The following is a 16,957-nucleotide window of genomic DNA, read 5'->3' as shown; positions in this document are numbered from 1 at the left end:
TCGCACACCAACATTTTCCTACAAATCAGCAGCGTGTTGCTTCAATTCATCCAAAGAAACGTATTCCAAAGTCAAGGCGTGAGTCGCAGCCAAAAGCACAGGCGGCGCAACTCCCGCATCCATTGCTTCCTTCCAGCGAGAGGCGCACAAACACCAGCAATCCCCAGGTTTCAAACCGGGAAAGTTAAATTCGGGAACGGGAGTGCTCAAATCATTTCGATTCGACTTGGTGAATTGCAAAAACTCTTCCGTCAGTTGAGCACAAACAGTGTGAGCCCCAAAGTCGCCACCACCTGTATTGCATTTGCCGTCCCGATAATACCCCGTCATTGGCGAAGTGCAGCAATTCTCTAACTTTCCGCCCAGCACATTTGTAGCTTCCGTCACCATCGCAACTCCTCAGTAAAACTCTTCGATCTAATTTTACACAACTCGTTGTTTATATATTTTTTTGCATTGAAAAGTTGATGAATTTTTGTCCTCTGCGTTCTACTTCTTGTTTTCTAATCACAATAAATCCCTGGCTTTCAAAAAAAGGTCGAGCTGTAATGCTGGCTTCGGTAAACAACTTGTTAATTCCTAAGTCTTTGGCTTTTGACTCAATTTGTTTTAAAATTAGCCTACCAACTCCTTGTCTTTGAAAATCTTGATGACAGTAAAAGCGATCGATATGGCCGCTTGCTTCTAATTCCCCAAAACCTGAAATTTTATCACCCTCTTCTGCTACGAAAGTAAATTTACTGCTTAAACTTTTAGTCCAACTTTCGATATCGATATCTGCTGGAGCCCAAGCATCTACTTGTGCTTTTGTGTAATCGCGGATGTTTACTTCGTGTACGGTGTCGTAAAACAGTTTTACAATTTGTTGGGTATCACCGATGAAGTAGGTTCGTACTCTCATAAATAGTCTCCGGTGTTAATTAGATTGTAGGCCTCGATCGCCCTCACTCTCAAAGATAATCCGATCGGGTGATTTCCCGACTCTGCTAAATGAGCTACAAGTAATTTAAAAGAGGTGGAAGGGGAAGGTGTGGGGGAAATTAATCTGTTAGGTTGAAAATCATTCAATCTTTCCTTTTTTTTTCATAAGTTAACTGCAGGCTCTAAAAGTATGGACTTTCGGACTTTAAGTAGAGACCACGTTCTCACCCACATTTGGGGTCGAGTCAATCATCCCGAAGTTTTGGCTTTGCCTTTGCCAGATATGCTTTACTGCCAAAGTGAAGATATCGATTTTTTTCAAGAGCAACTCGCTGAGACTCTCTTAGGAAATTATAGCTTAATTACAGTTTATCAATATATTTTTTTACAAGCTTTAAAGGAGCAAATAAATTCTACGGGGTTTGAGATCCGCCGATTTTTATCGGGTTCAACCGAGGTGCTGTTTGAATCTCACCCTAATTCTCTAATCCTTCAAAAAAAGATGCTAGCAAGTTTGCTGTTTATTATTCCCAATAAGGAAGTTTGGGAAGGCTACAAAGTGCCGGAGCAAATTCAAGCAGCGCATTATATTTATAACTGTCTGGTTCGTAATTCTGATGACTTGTTAGCTGCGGACGAATGCCAGGAATTATTGAATGCGATCGCCTCATTGCTGCTGCGGTAATTGCTAGAGAAGTAGGTTTGTAGTTGCGCTTGGGTACTCCGGAGCGCCCAAGCGCAACTACGAACCTTTTTTAAGGTACAATTTGGGTAACTTCTGTGTTAATCTCCCAGGCAAATTCCCAAGCCGCGGGCAATTTTCACCAGAGTAGAATGGGGTTCCACGGCTGTGTATTTGGCTATCGCATCTTGCAATGGTACGGTGTCGTAAAACAGTTTTACAATTTGTTGGGTATCACCGATGAAGTAGGTTCGTACTCTCATAAATTATCTCACTGCGATCGCTTCTTTAATATTAATTTGGGATTTTTAACCGTTTCGCAACACGGATGGATGTTGGTTTTTACCATTTTGTCTCATTTCTTGCAGGGCGATCGACCAAAATTTCTCGCCCACCCCTTGACAAACCTTATTACTCTATGTTATTGAAGCAGAAGCAAATCTAACTCTAATTAACAGTACATCAATCCAGCAGCTTAACGAATAAGGCTTGAAACTATGACAGAAATAGGGCCCGATCCAAACCGACCTTATCCGATGGTCGATCAGCGGCGGGTATGCTTCATCAAAAACTTTATTAAATCCCCCAACATTCTCGTCGGCGATTACTCATATTACGACGATCCAATAGAGCCAGAAAATTTTGAAAAAAATGTACTTTATAACTACGGAAACGACCGATTAATTATTGGCAAATTTTGCGCGATCGCTACCAATGTCAAATTCATTATGAACGGTGCAAATCATAAACTAGACGGCATTTCAACTTATCCTTTTCCCATCTTTGGAAAAGGTTGGGAAACAGCCATGAATTTATTAATGGAACTGCCAAGTAAAGGCGATACCGTAATTGGCAATGATGTGTGGCTCGGCTATGAATCCTTGATTATGCCAGGAGTAAAAGTTGGCGACGGTGCCGTTATTGCCGCAAAATCCGTTGTAGTAAAAGACATTCCCGCTTACACCGTTGTAGGTGGAAACCCCGCACATCCAATTAAACAGCGTTTTAGCGATGATGAAGTTGCCAAACTATTAGAAATTCGGTGGTGGGATTGGGAAATTGACAAAATTACGCGCCATGTAAATGTGATTATGAACAGCGATATTCAAGCACTCAGCAATGCTGAATGAATTTGCCCGATGATGTCAAAGTTTTAACTTTAGCAGAATTGGCAGAAATTGAAAAAGCTGATGAGGGAAATGCCACGCCGATCGGCTTTATTATCGGCTTCGGAACAATCATCGGATTTATTGTCGGTCTGATTATTCTTTACAAAAATTTTTTGTAGTAAAGACTTTAGTCCTTATTGACTATCAGCCACAGAGAAGACAGAAGTCCTCACTACAAACTTACTTAGCTGGGCCCACACCCTCGATCGCAGCCTCAAGGGCGATCGATACATGAGTCCAATGAGTCCCCCCCTGACAAAAAGCCACGTAAGGCTCCCGCAGAGGCCCGTCAGCCGAAAACTCCGACGTACTCCCATCAATAAAAGTACCCCCAGCCATCACCAACTGACTTTCATATCCGTGCATCGGAGCTGGGATCGGGTCTAAATAAGAACCCACGGGAGAATTTTGCTGAACGGCCTTACAAAAAGCCACTAATTTATCAGCAGAACCGAATTCGATCGCCTGAATCACATCTCGTCTTCTAGCCAAAGGCATAGGATTCACTCGATAACCCAACTTATAAAAAATATAAGCCGTTAAATGATTTCCCTTCATCGCCTCCCCCACAAAACCGGGAGCCATAAATAAACCCTGAAACAGCAGTCGATTCAAATCAAAAGTTGCGCCGCCGCTGCTGCCGATTCCCGGCGCCGTCAAGCGACAAGTTGCGGCCTCCACCAAATCCGCCCTGCCGGCGACGTAGCCTCCAGCAGGGACGATCGTACCCCCCGGATTTTTGATTAAAGAACCAGCCATCAGATCCGCACCCACAGCAGTAGGTTCGCAATCATCAACAAACTCCCCGTAACAATTATCAACAAAGCAAATTGTGCTAGGATTCTGATGTTTGACTATGGCGACGATTTTTTCAATCTCAGAAATAGACAAACTCGACCGCCAAGAATAGCCGCAAGAGCGCTGGATAAAAACCAGGCGAGTCTTTGCTGAAATAGTAGAGCTCAGTGCCTGCCAATCCAAACTTCCTTCGCGAGTTAGAGGCAACTCACGGTAACTAATGCCAAACTCAAGCAGTGAACCTTGACCTTGCCCCCGCAAGCCGATCACTTCTTCTAAAGTATCGTAGGGAGAACCAGCCACTGCCAACATTTCGTCACCAGGACGCAGGATGCCAAAAAGAGCACACGCGATCGCGTGAGTACCCGAAACAAACTGTACCCGGACAGCCGCGGCCTCTGCCCCTACCACTTCGGCAAACACCCCGTCCAAAGTCTCCCGACCCAAATCGTCGTGGCCGTAACCCGTAACCCCTGCAAAATGGTGGACTCCAACCCGGTGGCTGCGAAAAGCTTTTAAGACTCGTTGAAGATTTTGCTTGACTGTAGTGTCAATACCAGAAAAAATCTGAAAGAGTGCCTGTTCTGCTTCCTGTAGCCGTGAAACGCTATTCATCTATACCTCGCTCACCCTTTGCGTGCGCGCTGTTCATTATGGCGTAGATGCGGCCCCTAGTTTGTAAACATAATATATTCATGACGATTGCAACTTCCAAAAAAACTTCTCCTGATTGGCCTGTCGTAGGCTTTATGGCCTTTCTGCACATCGGTGCTTTATTTGCTTTGCTGCCGGGTAATTTTAGCTGGTCTGCGGTCGGGCTAGCAGTATTCCTGCATTGGGTAACAGGTGGTTTAGGAATTACTCTCGGATTTCACCGCCTCGTCACCCACCGCAGTTTTCAAACACCGAAATGGCTAGAGTATTTTCTAGTTATTTGCGGTACTCTTTCGTGTGAAGGCGGCCCGATCGACTGGGTAGGAATGCATCGGTTACACCACATACATTCCGACACCGGAACAGATCCCCACGATTCCAATCAAGGCTTCTGGTGGAGCCACATGGGCTGGATGCTCTCGGATCTCCCGATCAGAGTTGAAATCCCCCGCTTTACTAAAGACATTGGCGACGACCCAGTATACAAGTTTCTCCAAGCATATTTTATCCCCATCCAAGTTGTGTTCGGTGTGTTGCTTTATTTATTAGGCGGCTGGTCTTTCGTGGTTTGGGGCGTGTTTATGCGGATCGTGGTGGTGTTCCACTGCACTTGGCTGGTTAACAGCGCTACCCACAAATTCGGCTACCGCACCTACGAGTCGGGCGATCGCTCGACGAACTGCTGGTGGGTTGCCCTGCTCACCTACGGCGAAGGCTGGCACAACAACCACCACGCCTTTCAATACTCGGCTCGCCACGGCCTGCAATGGTGGGAAATCGACTTCACCTGGATGACAATTCAACTGCTGCAATCGCTGGGTTTGGCAACCAAAGTGAAATTAGCAGAAAAATAGCGATCGGCAATTAGTTATTGGTGATCGGTCATCTGTTCTTGACTAATGGCTCGTGACCAATGACTAATCCTGTTTTTGCGATCGGTATAGGTTGGGTTGAAGTAAGCTCGAATCCTCTGGTGCGATCGACCCAACCAAAACCAGAATCAGTTATAATATAATTGGGAAGAAAAAAATTTGTTTGGCAGCCAAATTTTTTATTTTCAAAATACAACCGTAAATCTTTTTCAATCCTAATCCCAAATCTATCATTGATTCTTTATTAGTTTGGGCAAGAGTGCAGCAAAAAAGTTCACTGCTCAATCCCCAACTATTATGCGTGAATCTAGCTCGGCATCTCATCAGAAATCAAAAAGAGAATGACAATTGCAACGCAAGAAAAACTCCAATACAATTGGAAGCACGTTATTAGTTTAGCAGGACTTCATATCGGCGCTTTGTTCGCACTGCTACCCAGTAACTTCAATTGGACAGCAGTTGGTTTAACAGTATTCATGCACTGGATAACCGGCGGTTTGGGAATAACTCTGGGATGGCATCGTATGCTCACCCACCGCAGTTTTCAGACACCAAAATTCGTAGAATACTTTCTAGCATTTTGCGGAGCCCTTGCCTGTCAAGGAGGAATAATTGATTGGGTTGGGCTGCACCGATTGCACCACACCAACTCTGACCAAAATGCGCTCGACCCTCACAATGCCCAAAAGGGTTTTTGGTGGAGTCACATCGGCTGGATGCTATATAAAGGTCCAGCTCACGCTGAAATTGCCCGCTGCACAAAAGACATTTCGAGCGACCCGTTTTACCAGTTTTTGCAAAACTACTTTCTCCCGATGCAAATCGTCTTTGGCGTTTTGCTTTACTTAGCCGCAGGCTGGCCGTTTGTAGTCTGGGTAATTTTTGTACGCTTAGTTTTGGTGTATCACTGCACCTGGTTTGTTAACAGCGCCACTCACAAATTTGGCTACCGCACCTACGAAACAAACGATAGTTCTACTAACTGTTGGTGGGTGGCTGTCCTGACTTACGGTGAAGGCTGGCACAACAACCACCATGCTTATCAATACTCGGCGCGTCACGGGATGGAAAAGTGGGAAATTGACTTCACTTGGATGACAATTCAAGTTTTGGAAGCACTAGGTTTGGCTACTAAAGTGAAATTACCAGCCAAGTAGCAGCAATTGGGTCCTACACGCAGAACTTTTGTAGGGTTCGTACTTGGCACCACACCGCTTCATAAACCCGGTTTCTTAACGAAACCGGGTTTTTTGGTGACTAATCACCAATGACTAATGACTAATGAGCCCGTTTTTGCTCGCCCCGGCCGCGCAAATATTCCGCTAAAAATGCCAATCCTCCCGAACCTACTATCAACAGCACGCTGAGAGCATTAATATCCGGTTTCACCCCAGTCCGAATCCGGCTAAAAATTTCCATCGGCAGAGTTGTAGTCCCGCTACCTGCAGTAAAACTCGCAATCAAAAAATCGTCCATGCTGAGGACAAAAGACAGCAGACAACCCGAAACAATTCCGGGTATTAATTGAGGGAGCAAAACCTGAATAAAGGCTTCAACAGGCGTGGCACCCAAATCCAAGGCAGCCTCTTCTAAATACGGGTTTAAATCAGCCAATCTAGTAGAAACAGCTAGAGCGATGTAAGCCAGACAAAACACAACGTGAGCGGCGACAATTGTCCACAAACTCAGAGGAATAGCCAGCGCCGCTAAAAATACCAGAGTAGCAACCGCGGTCGCAATATCTGGAATAATAATCGGCAAGTAGGAAACTCCCTGATATAAATTCTTGCCAGGAAAGCGGTAGCGGGCTAAACCAACGGCCATTAAAGTGCCGAGTACAGCCGAGATTGCAACTGCACAAACAGCCACTGTTAAGCTGTTTCTCAGGGCAATTAAGATCCGCGTATCGCTAAATAATTTAACGTACCAATCTAAAGTAAATCCTTCCCAGCCGGCGCTAAAACGCGATTTGTTAAAGCTGTAAAAGGTGAGTACGAGGATGGGCAGGTACATATAAAAAAACATCAAAACGGCAAATATCACCTGCCAAGAAATCTTAAATTTAGGTTTTAAGTACATATCGGCTTGTATTTCCTCCTGTGGATTTTCGGTGGTATTTTCCATGTCTCGGTAATCGGTAATGGGTAATTGGTAATTGGTAATAGGTTAGGATTGTTTTCTTCCTTCTTCCTTCTTCCTTCTTCCTTCTTCCTTCTTCCTCCTAAATTGCATTACGATCGCCATATTTGAGCAAAAGGGCAATTCCGATACTCACTGCAAAGATTAGTACCATACTCAGAGCCGAACCCAGCCCCCAATTTTGAGTTGCCCCCAAAAACTGATTGTAAATTAAACGAGCCGCCGTCATGCTCGAAGCTCCACCGAGCAACTCCGGATCGACAAAATCGCCCAAACAGCTAATAAATACTAGCAAAGAACCCGCAGCAATTCCCGGCATCGTCTGAGGTACTGTCACTTTCCAGAAAGTTTCCACTGGATTGGCGCCCAAATCCTGAGATGCTTCTAGCAACCTGCGGTCTAACTTTTCCAAAGAAGCGTAGAGAATTGTCACGATATAAGGCAAATAACTGTAAGCCATGCCGATTAAAACTGCGGAACTTTGATTGAGCAATTCTAGAGGAGGAATGCCTACAAGTGCCAGCAGCGAGTTGAGAACCCCCGTAGGACGCAGAATTGTAATCCAAGCATACGATCGCAACAGCGAAGAAGTCCACAGCGGCAATACAAAGCCTAACAAAGTTAAATTCCGCCACTTTTTCGAGACATTGAGGGCGATCCAGTAAGCGACGGGAAATCCCAGCAGCAAACACAGAATAGTAGTCCCCGTTGCGAAAAAGAGCGATCGCCCCATCACCTGCAAATTCAGCGGCTCAAACACTCGCAGGTAGTTGGCGATTCCCGAAGGATTCACTAAATCTCCAGGCTTAATATTCGGCACCAAACTAAGCTGAAAAATCACCAGAGTTGGTATGACTAATAATAAAAGCAGCAACAAGCCAGAAGGGCCGAGCAATGCCAGCGGGCCTGTCCACGCCGACCACGGGGAAACAGTTTCAGCCTTCAAGGGAGAATTGGGAGGAATAGGAGGGGGAGTTCTAGTTGAAACAGCCATAAATCAATTTTTTTGAGTTTTTAACCGCGGATTAACGCGGATATAATACGGATATAGTAGGCGATCGGCTGTACGGGGGCGGGTTTATGTAAATATTGGGTAAGAATCAGAGATTGTGTGTAAAACCCGCCCTATGTTTGATGATTAGCCGCTGGTTAATTGAGTCCAATAGCGATCGTACACTTCCATAAATTTCCCTACCGGAGCCACACCTTCGCACTTTTTCAAAATATCTTCCGAAGGGAAAAGAATCTCGTTTTCACGGACTTCCGGCGTCAACAAACTAAAAGCATCTTCCGAAGGAGTTGAAAAACTGAGCCGCTCTACTAAAGAAGCAGCGACATCGCCTTGCAGCAGAAAGTTAATCCATTTATAAGCTGCTTCGGGATTGGGAGAACCTTTAGGAATTACTAAAGTGTCAGTCCACAGAGAAGAACCGCTTTTGGGAACGACATACTTCAATTTATCGTTATCTGAAATTACTTCATTAGCATCAGAAGAATAACACATAGCTACTTTCAAATCCCCCGTCAGCATTTGAGGCCGCCAAGCATCAGTAGTAAAAGATGCGATCGCCGGTTTGAGTTCCACCAACTTTTCGTAAGCTTTTTTCACTTGCTCTTGGTTCGTAGAATTCAGAGAATAACCCAGCATCCGCAACGCAGCGCCCATGACTTCTCGGACATCACTGGCCAGCGTCATTCGCTTTGCTAACTCCTTTTTGTGTTCCCACAAATAGTTCCAATCTTCAGGAGCTTCTTTAAGTTGTTCGGTGTTGTAAATCAAGCCTGTGGTTCCCCAACTCAAAGGCACGCTGTAGCGGTTTCCTGGGTCATAGACAGGGTTTTGGAACTGTTTTTTGAGCCGATCGAGCCCGCCCAAAATCGAGTGGTCTAATGGGCTCAACAGCCCGAGTTCCGTCATTTGAACCACCATGTAGTCAGACGGGTAAATGATGCTGTAGGCGCGGGCGCCACCGGCTTGAACTCTCGCCAGCATCTCTTCGTTGGAACTAAATACGTCGGCCACTACGCGAATGCCGGTTTTTTGGGCAAAGCGATCGAGCAAAGCGTTATCGGTATAGCCTGCCCAAGTATAGATGAAAAGTTGGTCGGCAGAACCTTTGACGGGAGGAGCAGATTGTACGTCTGCAAGCCGCCAGCCGCAACTAGAAACAGCTAACCCGGAAATTGTCGCCGCCGAATTTTTTAGGAACTGACGGCGTGTAGAATTAGCCGGAAAAATCCTGGAAATTGGTAAGTTAGTCGGAGGCACAGTTCGATTTTAGATTTTAGATTTTAGATTTTAGATTGGGGAATTGGGGATTGGGAAATTCGATTTTAGATTTTAGATTTTAGATTTTAGATTGGGAATTGGGGATTGGGAAATTCGATTAAATCCGTTAAATCCCTACACTGTTCGTTGCCGAACTTCCCTGCAACATCCATCCGTTAAATCGGTTAAATCCCGTACACTGTTCGTTGCCGAACTTCCCGACCTCCGTGACATCGGTTAAATCTCGATCGCGGGTTCGTTGCCGAACTTCTTTCGTAATTATGCTCGATCGGTCAAAGCGAGACAATCAGTAGTTCCCCAGTAAGCATAAATCGGCGTGTGGGGATCTGGGAAAGAGCCGCCGGTATTTGGCTGGCGCACAGTAATTTTATCGCCCGACGCCAACTCAACCACGTAATGAACGTGCGTGCCCATGTACATAGTATTTTTGAGCCGCCCTTCAAAACAGTTGACCGACACTTCCGGCTGGTAGAGATTCAAATATACTTTTTCCGGCCGAACGCTGACCACAACAGAGTCGCCTGTGACACCACTCCACATATCCGACTGTTGAACGATTATTTTGAGATTGGCTGATGTGCGAACTGTGAGAGTCGATCGGTCGATCGATTCTACCGTACCCGCAAACAAATTCGTATCGCCAATAAAATCCGCCACAAAAGCCGTCTGCGGGCACTCATAAATTTCTTCAGGAGAGCCAATTTGCTCGATCCTCCCCTCGTGCATCACCGCAATCCGGTCAGACAGACTCATCGCCTCTTCTTGGTCGTGAGTCACCATCACAAAAGTCAAACCGAGTTCTTGATGCAAATTCGACAGTTCCAACTGCATCTGCTTGCGCAACTTCAAATCCAGAGCACCGAGAGGTTCGTCCAGCAGCAGAACCGCCGGTCGATTTACCAGAGCTCTCGCCAAAGCCACCCGCTGCTGCTGGCCGCCGGACATTTGACCGGGAAACCTGTTGGCGAAAGATTCCATTTTCACCAATGCCAAAACTTCCCGTACCCGTTCTTCAATTTCCGCTTTCCCCAGCTTTTTTATCCGCAATCCAAAAGCGATATTGTCCCAGACATTCATGTGTCCGAACAAAGCGTAGCTTTGAAACACAGTATTTACCGGACGGCGGTAAGCTGGAGTGTTGGTCATCGACTGGCCGCGAATCATTAATTCGCCCGCCGAGGGAGTCTCGAACCCAGCGATTAACCGCAGCGTCGTAGTCTTGCCGCAGCCGCTAGGCCCGAGAATGCTAAAAAATTCTCCTTGGCGGATGTTGAAGTCTACTCCGCGGACTGCGGTTTCGCCGTTAAATACCTTAAAGACCTTGCGGAGTTCAACGTCAAGCGCTGTATCCGTTGCTGTCGTACCTTTGTTGAGTGCTGTCTGAAACATATTCGCCCTTTCCTGGGGGTAATGCACGCTACTTAAATACAGTTTAAGTTAAGACTTTTCTGTATTTTAGGTGAGGAATGTTGGATGTAACAGGTTTTGGGATTTGTTCTTTAAATTCTATCCCAGAGCGCACCATTGTCAGCAACAGGCAAGATGCCTGTTCGACAAGAAAATTCAGTCTTCGCTTCACAGGCATCTTGCCTGTTCATAAAAGGCTTATTGAGAATTGTGCAACTTCTCAGATAGACTGGCCATCTATTTATTCTCAGGACTTGGGGTGGGAGATGGTTTTTGCGGTTTGTCTGTTTTGGGTACTTCTGCTTTTTTCCACTCTGACAAAGGTCGCTGGACGGCATTTTTAAAGTCAAAAGGCACTAGCAGCACGGGTAAATTTTGGGCGGAATTTTGAGGGGGCGCTTCCGGCGGATTGGCTTGAGCGTACAAGAAGCGGCCGCTAAAGTCTGTTTTGCCTAAAACTAGGCGGTGAGTTTCCTGGTTGTCCAGTTTTACTGTGACTGTAGCTTGGGGTTGGTCGAGACCGAATTCTGGCAGTTGAGCAGCACTAATATTAATCGTGCGATCGCTCTTTCCTGTTGCGAGCCTGTCTAGCAAAAAATCCACCGATGCTTGACTTGCGTGTGCTTGCACTGGCAATTTCATTTCCCAGCTAGACTTGCCTCCTTTTGTTGCATAAACTCGCTCAAAAGTCAATATATTTTCCGGAGTTTTGACTGTAAAGAATTGTACGCGATCGGACTTGAAAGCAAAAATTTTCTGTTTTTCTTCCTTCGCGGCTTCCTGTTTCGGAGACACTTGCATCTCGAACAAAGCAACCAACCCTGTCATGCTCAACGCGACGGCTATCAATACTAATGTATTTTTCTGCAATTTCATAATAACTGAGAATTAGGCATGGGGCATTGGGCATTGGGGAGTCTGTTATTAATAAGAACTGACAACCGTCAACTGTCAACTGACAACAGTCAACAGTCAACAGTCAACAGTCAACTAACTTATCTTCTCTTCCACCAGATAGCGCCCCCAATTCCCAGTCCGAGTAAAGGCCAAACTAGCCAAGCTAAAACCAGCAATCCTACTTGAATAGCCGTCATGTTAATGCGGCGGTTGGTAGCTTTTTTCGGACTGATAGAAAAGCTTTGCTGGTCTGGTTTACTCAACCAACTGACTGAATTGAGAAACACGTCGCTATTGAGTTGTTGGTCAAACCAACCGTTAGTCACAAATTGAGATGTGCCAATTACTACCATTCGCGATGTTTTTCCAGAAGCTGAAGGCGTAGAAGGAGTAGCTGTTGGACTGGGAGATGCTGCGGGAGATGCTGTGGGAGATGTTTCTGGTGTCGGTGTGGGAGATGCTGTGGGAGATGCTGTGGGTGTTGGCGAACTTTCCGGATATTCTGTGGGAGATGCTGTGGGAGATGCTGCCGGTGTTGGCGAAGTCGTCGGTAATGCTGGAGGCGTAGCTTCTTGCGAGACAATCACCGAATAGCTGATTGGGGAAGCTGTTGGCGAAGTTGTCGGTGATGGCGAAGTTGTCGGTGATGGTGAAGTTGTCGGTGATGGCGATGTTGTCGGTGAAGTTGTCGGTGAAGTTGTCGGCGATGGCGATGTTGTCGGTGATGGCGAAGTTGTCGGTGATGGCGATGTTGTCGGTGAAGTTGTCGGCGATGGCGATGTTGTCGGTGATGGTGATGTTGTCGGTGATGGCGATGTTGTCGGTGATGGTGATGTTGTCGGTGATGGCGATGTTGTCGGTGATGCTTGGGGTGAAGGCGTTACCGGTGTTGGTGAAGGTGAGGGCTTTAACTGAGTGCTGTCAGTGGACGATCGAACTAAAGCTACCCCTAATAATAGCGGGCCTTGTCGATCGGTCTTTTGATCGAACTCCAATTTCCTCGTCGTCAAATCGCTTTCCGCCCAACTTTCTTGACTCGTCCAAATCAGAGGTTTTTCCTCTATCCCTGCTACGGGCGAGGTTTCCAAAGCACGCGCAAACGGATAAAATGAAATGCCGGTGCCAAAACTTTGAGTAATCGGGTGTTCGCCGTAGCGCCTGACTGTGGGAACCGTAGGGCCGAGGCCAAATCTTTGACCACTACCCGAAGCATCGATGGCCAAACGGGTGTCTAGTTTTACGCCCCATTCTTGCAGCAATTTGTCCAATCCCGTATCAGTTGCCGGGTCTACCATTAACAATAAACTGCCGCCGCGATCGAGATAAGCTTTTAGTGCTTTAATTTCTGTATCGGAAAACGGTTTGTCCTGCCCCGGAACGATTAAAGCATCTGCATCTTGTGGCACTTCTTTGCGTTCGGTCAAATTCAGCGTTTGGGCGTTGTAGTATTTATCTTTCAAAGCTTTTTCAGCTTGCTGAATTCCGCCTTGACCTTCCTTTAGCGGGCGGGCTCCTTTGCCTTGCAAAAAGTAAACTGTCGCAACGCGAGTGCTCAGGATTTCTTCTAAGCCATTGGTCAGTTTGATTTCTGAAAGACCTTGATTGGGGTCGCTACCAAAAGCAGTGCCACCTTTTTGCAGAACTTGTTTTTTGTCCCCTGATTGCAGGTAAACTTCTCCGATGCTGGTAATGCTAAATTCTCGCGCTTTTCCCGGTTGGGCTAGCGGGTCAACAAACTCAAATTGGAACTTTTCGCCACCCTCGCGTTTGTAGCTTTGCAGCAGTTCTTTAATTTGGGGATTTTGGGTGGGGTCAAATACCCAAACTTTGACTGTTTGTTGCAGGTTTCGCAGTATTTGTTGAGTCTGCGGGGCGAGAGTAAATTGTTGGCTTTCGGTTAAGTCGATGCGGACGGGATAGCGAACGGCTATAAAGTTAATTACTCCGAGAATCACAAATACGGCGAGGGTAGCAACTAGGGCGTTGGTGCTGGCTTGCGTGGAACGCTGCCCCCAAAAGCTTTGTTCGTAACTCAAATATAGCAGCCAAAGTGCGATCGTCACTGCTCCGGCAATAACTAAACCGACTGTCAGGGGTTCCCATACTCCAGATACAAGTGCTGCTGTTACCCCCGCTGCGATGAGGAGGGGGCCCAGCAAAAAAACGTATTTCCAATTTGTTTTGCTAATTTTCATAATCTAAATATTGAGTGAGAAAATTCCGGTTCGAGGATGTTATTCTAGATCGCATTAGCCTGCAACCATGCTGTTAAATCTGACGGATGGTTGAAATCGATTGCGGCATCTCCTAGTGCTTCTAATTCCTCTATGCCTAATTGACGGATGCAATTTTCTGTTTCCGGTTGTATTGTGCCTAAGCGCCGCACTAGCTGACGCAATATTAACGAGAGTTGAGCGCTTTTTGTCTCCTGTTCTCTTGCTAAATCTATGGCAATCTGCTGGTCTTGAATCCACACTTCTTGCTTCTGCAATTCATTTAATTCTTGCTGAGTGAAGTTGTCCTCGTTGGCAATTATCAAAGCTTTCTGAAGTTCGGGAACTGCACTCAGTGTTTCTGGTACAGTCTCCAGATTGCTGGTGTTATTGAGAAAGTAAATCCATTTGTCGGCGGTTGTTTCTAATTCTGCTAATTCCTTTCTAAATTTTGGCAGTTCGATAAATACTAATTCTATTTCAGTATCTGGACAATCAAACTGTTGCTCTTTTTCTTGAAAAACAAACCGTGACATAAATTCGGGTTGATTTTCAAACATTTCAAAGTCGGAAATTTTTAATGAAATTACAGTTTTTAGTCTTTCGTAGCGTTCTTTTCCTGTTAATTGCTGGCTGTAGCTTTTGGCCGCGTTGTACAACACTCTGTTCCCGAAGAAAGGCACGTTGATCAGTTGAATTTCAACTAGGGCGATTCTGCCGCCGTTAATTGTGGCTTTGACATCTAGGTGTGTGTCTTGGGTTGCGAGAGTTTGAGGTTCTGGTTGGGAGTTGATTATTTCTAGGTCTTCGATGACTGGTTGTGCTTCATAAAGAATGGCGTTTAAAAAATTAATCAGAATGTCTTTGCTGTCGCTGGAACCGAATATTTTTTTGAACGCAAAGTCGATTTTTGGATTGATAAATCTCATTATTTCAACAAATTAGTGGAATAATTAACATTAATTGGGAATGGGGAATGGGAAATTGGGAATTGGGAATTGGGAATTGTTGGCCTCTCCTTTAATCTCCGACTCTCCGACTCTCCGACTTTCCCACTCTCCCCTCTTGATTACCCGAACTCTTCCCTGATGTTTTTAAGAACGCTGATATCGCAAAGCATCGATGGATTGGGCGGTCAGAAATACTCCTAAAATGATGTAACTGGCAAACATAATTAAACTGCTGGTATCAAAAACTCCCTTGACAAGATTGGTATAATGTGTTAAGAGCGACAAATGTCCTAATGCTGTTCCGAAGGGGCCACCGATAGCGACGGCGGCTGCATCGATCACCCACAGAAATAATACTAGAGCGAAGGTGAGGATGGCTGATAAAATTGTGCTGTCTGTGAGGGAGGAAATAAACATTCCGAGGGACAATACTCCTGCTGCTAGTAATATTAAGCCGCCGTGTCCTAGCAGGAGAACTCCGGGGGGTACGGGTGGGGTTGAGGAACTGAGGGCGATCGCCTCGCAGAACAGTAGGGGCACCAACATGGTGGTATAAAATGTTAAAACTCCGAGGAGTTTGCCAGTAGCAACTGCCCAGTTTGTTAAGGGCGATGTGGCTAATAGTTCTAAGGTTCCACGTTTGCGTTCTTCTGCGTAAAGTCCCATTGAGAGTGCAGGTAGTACGAACAGTGAAAGGGAACCCATTATTCGCAGAAATAGTTGCAGGAATTCGTAGGCTACGTCGATGGGGGGTTCGGTAATTCCCATTTGGTCTCGCTGGCCGATTTGGGGGATTAACCCGTCGGGGGCGAGGAGGATGGCTATTAAAAAGTAGCCGGTAATTAGCCAAAAGACTGCTGCGATGGCATAGGCTAATGGCGAGGCAAAATAGCTTTGTAGTTCTTTGCGGTAAATGGCGATAATATTACTAATCATTACTAACCTTTAGGAATTGGGAATGGGTAATTGGCTCTTGGTGATTGGTTCATTTTGAGTCCTCGGCGGGTGGTGTTTCGCTGTCGTCGCTATTCTGTTGCTTTCTTTCTATTTGTCGCTTTTTGGTAACAGGTGGCTGTTCTGGTTGAGAATTGCTACTCGGTTGTGGCTTTTTTTTAAGTTGCCTATTTTTTACAACTGGTTGGGATTCTGGTTGAGAAGGTTGGCTCGACTCTGGTGTTTCGACAATCAGCAGATTTTCGACAACCGGTTCTGGTTGAGAAGGTTGGCTCAACTCTACCGTTTCAACAATCAGCAGATTTTCGACAACGGCTTCTGGTTGAAAAGGTTGGCTCGACTCTGGTGTTTCGACAATCAGCAGATTTTCGACAACCGGTTCTGGTTGAGAATGCTCGATAGACTCTGGTGTTTCGACAATGAGTAGATTTTCGACAACCGGTTCTGGTTGAGAAGGTTGGCTCGACTCTGGTGTTTCGACAATGAGTAGATTTTCGACAACGGCTTCTGGTTGAAAAGGTTGGCTCGACTCTGGTGTTTCGACAATGAGTAGATTTTCGACAACCGGTTCTGGTTGAGAAGGTTGGCTCGACTCTACCGTTTCAACAATGAGTAGATTTTCGACAAACGGTTCTGGTTGAGAAGGTTGGCTCGACTCTGGTATTTCAACAATGAGCAGATTTTCGACAACCGGTTCTGGTTGAAAAGGTTGGCTCGACTCTGGTGTTTCGACAATCAGCAGATTTTCGACAACCGGTTCTGGTTGAGAAGGTTGGCTCGACTCTGGTATTTCAACAATGAGTAGATTTTCGACAACGGCTTCTGGTTGAGAAGGTTGGCTCGACTCTTGTGTTTCGACAACTGGTTGGAATTCTGGTTGAGAAGGTTGGCTCCACTCTACCGTTTCAACAATGAGCAGATTTTCGACAACCGGTTCTGGTTGAGAAGGTTGGCTCCACTCTACCGTTTCAACAATGAGCAGATTTTCGACAACCGGTTCTGGTTGAGAAG

Annotated in this window: 19 protein-coding genes and 1 pseudogene; 5 read left to right on the top strand and 15 right to left on the bottom strand. The window is 45.9% G+C overall.

The genetic code is table 11. The features are described from left to right. Positions 1-18: 18 nt before the first annotated feature. The 3 genes from QUA13_RS09380 to QUA13_RS09370 are packed head-to-tail and all read right to left on the bottom strand — an operon-like array spanning position 19 to position 1,068. Positions 19-390, bottom strand: a complete 372-nt coding sequence (locus tag QUA13_RS09380) for a DUF2237 domain-containing protein (protein WP_333198088.1) — start codon at positions 388-390, stop codon at positions 19-21. Between the two features lie 49 nt (positions 391-439). Continuing rightward, entirely contained in the window at positions 440-901 is a 462-nt protein-coding gene (locus QUA13_RS09375) for a GNAT family N-acetyltransferase (protein ID WP_333198087.1), read from the bottom strand. Beyond that, entirely contained in the window at positions 898-1,068 is a 171-nt protein-coding gene (locus tag QUA13_RS09370; RefSeq protein ID WP_333188947.1) for a hypothetical protein, read from the bottom strand. Before QUA13_RS09370 ends, QUA13_RS09375 begins: the two co-directional genes overlap by 4 nt. A 43-nt stretch (positions 1,069-1,111) precedes the next feature. On the opposite strand from QUA13_RS09370, the gene QUA13_RS09365 reads away from it, so the two are divergent. After that, on the top strand, positions 1,112-1,606 hold the full coding sequence (locus QUA13_RS09365; RefSeq protein ID WP_333198086.1) for a hypothetical protein: 495 nt from the start codon (positions 1,112-1,114) through the stop codon (positions 1,604-1,606). A 98-nt stretch (positions 1,607-1,704) separates the two neighbouring features. Here the strand turns inward: QUA13_RS09365 and QUA13_RS09360 are convergent, their stop codons facing one another. Further along, complete coding sequence (locus QUA13_RS09360; RefSeq protein WP_333188951.1) at positions 1,705-1,866, bottom strand: hypothetical protein; 162 nt, start codon at positions 1,864-1,866, stop codon at positions 1,705-1,707. A gap of 234 nt (positions 1,867-2,100) precedes the next feature. Here QUA13_RS09360 and QUA13_RS09355 point away from each other — a divergent pair, with 234 nt between their 5' ends. Together QUA13_RS09355 and QUA13_RS09350 are read left to right on the top strand one after the other, a co-directional pair. Further along, a complete protein-coding gene (locus tag QUA13_RS09355) occupies positions 2,101-2,733 on the top strand; it encodes a Vat family streptogramin A O-acetyltransferase (RefSeq protein ID WP_333198085.1) in 633 nt (210 codons plus the stop codon). After that, on the top strand, positions 2,730-2,891 hold the full coding sequence (locus QUA13_RS09350; protein WP_333198084.1) for a hypothetical protein: 162 nt from the start codon (positions 2,730-2,732) through the stop codon (positions 2,889-2,891). Before QUA13_RS09355 ends, QUA13_RS09350 begins: the two co-directional genes overlap by 4 nt. A 61-nt stretch (positions 2,892-2,952) precedes the next feature. On the opposite strand, the gene QUA13_RS09345 is transcribed toward QUA13_RS09350, so the two are convergent. Further along, entirely contained in the window at positions 2,953-4,185 is a 1,233-nt protein-coding gene (locus QUA13_RS09345) for an aminotransferase class I/II-fold pyridoxal phosphate-dependent enzyme (protein WP_333198083.1), read from the bottom strand. Positions 4,186-4,265: 80 nt separating this feature from the next. Between QUA13_RS09345 and QUA13_RS09340 the strand changes: the two genes are divergently transcribed. Together QUA13_RS09340 and QUA13_RS09335 are read left to right on the top strand one after the other, a co-directional pair. Continuing rightward, the gene (locus QUA13_RS09340) at positions 4,266-5,078 is read left to right on the top strand and encodes an acyl-CoA desaturase (protein WP_190745228.1); all 813 of its coding nucleotides are present in this window, start codon (positions 4,266-4,268) and stop codon (positions 5,076-5,078) included. A gap of 359 nt (positions 5,079-5,437) precedes the next feature. Continuing rightward, the gene (locus QUA13_RS09335; protein WP_172187906.1) at positions 5,438-6,253 is read left to right on the top strand and encodes an acyl-CoA desaturase; all 816 of its coding nucleotides are present in this window, start codon (positions 5,438-5,440) and stop codon (positions 6,251-6,253) included. A 121-nt stretch (positions 6,254-6,374) separates the two neighbouring features. On the opposite strand, the gene QUA13_RS09330 is transcribed toward QUA13_RS09335, so the two are convergent. From QUA13_RS09330 to QUA13_RS09285, 10 genes and pseudogenes are all read right to left on the bottom strand, one after another. Further along, entirely contained in the window at positions 6,375-7,220 is an 846-nt protein-coding gene (locus QUA13_RS09330; protein ID WP_333198082.1) for an ABC transporter permease, read from the bottom strand. A gap of 97 nt (positions 7,221-7,317) precedes the next feature. Continuing rightward, a complete protein-coding gene (locus QUA13_RS09325) occupies positions 7,318-8,229 on the bottom strand; it encodes an ABC transporter permease (protein ID WP_333188961.1) in 912 nt (303 codons plus the stop codon). A gap of 144 nt (positions 8,230-8,373) precedes the next feature. Then, positions 8,374-9,504, bottom strand: coding sequence for a spermidine/putrescine ABC transporter substrate-binding protein (locus tag QUA13_RS09320; RefSeq protein ID WP_333198081.1), 1,131 nt, complete (start codon positions 9,502-9,504; stop codon positions 8,374-8,376). A gap of 127 nt (positions 9,505-9,631) precedes the next feature. Next, on the bottom strand, positions 9,632-9,811 hold the full coding sequence (locus tag QUA13_RS09315) for a hypothetical protein (RefSeq protein ID WP_333198080.1): 180 nt from the start codon (positions 9,809-9,811) through the stop codon (positions 9,632-9,634). Continuing rightward, positions 9,784-10,914 carry an ABC transporter ATP-binding protein gene (locus tag QUA13_RS09310; RefSeq protein ID WP_333198079.1) on the bottom strand — a complete coding sequence of 377 codons (1,131 nt, stop codon included), beginning with the start codon at positions 10,912-10,914 and terminating at the stop codon, positions 9,784-9,786. Before QUA13_RS09310 ends, QUA13_RS09315 begins: the two co-directional genes overlap by 28 nt. A 255-nt stretch (positions 10,915-11,169) precedes the next feature. After that, the gene (locus tag QUA13_RS09305) at positions 11,170-11,808 is read right to left on the bottom strand and encodes a DUF4340 domain-containing protein (RefSeq protein WP_333188968.1); all 639 of its coding nucleotides are present in this window, start codon (positions 11,806-11,808) and stop codon (positions 11,170-11,172) included. A gap of 119 nt (positions 11,809-11,927) precedes the next feature. Beyond that, complete coding sequence (locus tag QUA13_RS09300) at positions 11,928-14,024, bottom strand: Gldg family protein (RefSeq protein ID WP_333198078.1); 2,097 nt, start codon at positions 14,022-14,024, stop codon at positions 11,928-11,930. Positions 14,025-14,068: 44 nt separating this feature from the next. Continuing rightward, positions 14,069-14,971 carry an Rpn family recombination-promoting nuclease/putative transposase gene (locus tag QUA13_RS09295; protein ID WP_333198077.1) on the bottom strand — a complete coding sequence of 301 codons (903 nt, stop codon included), beginning with the start codon at positions 14,969-14,971 and terminating at the stop codon, positions 14,069-14,071. 165 nt (positions 14,972-15,136) lie between these two features. Continuing rightward, the gene (locus tag QUA13_RS09290; protein ID WP_333198076.1) at positions 15,137-15,928 is read right to left on the bottom strand and encodes an ABC transporter permease; all 792 of its coding nucleotides are present in this window, start codon (positions 15,926-15,928) and stop codon (positions 15,137-15,139) included. Positions 15,929-15,977: 49 nt separating this feature from the next. Next, a pseudogene (locus tag QUA13_RS09285) lies at positions 15,978-16,957 on the bottom strand (ATP-binding cassette domain-containing protein); the annotation flags it as partial.

Origin of the sequence: Microcoleus sp. S28C3, from assembly GCF_036700785.1 — a bacterium.
Classification (GTDB): domain Bacteria; phylum Cyanobacteriota; class Cyanobacteriia; order Cyanobacteriales; family Microcoleaceae; genus Microcoleus; species Microcoleus asticus.
This window is presented reverse-complemented; position numbering and strand designations above follow the sequence as displayed.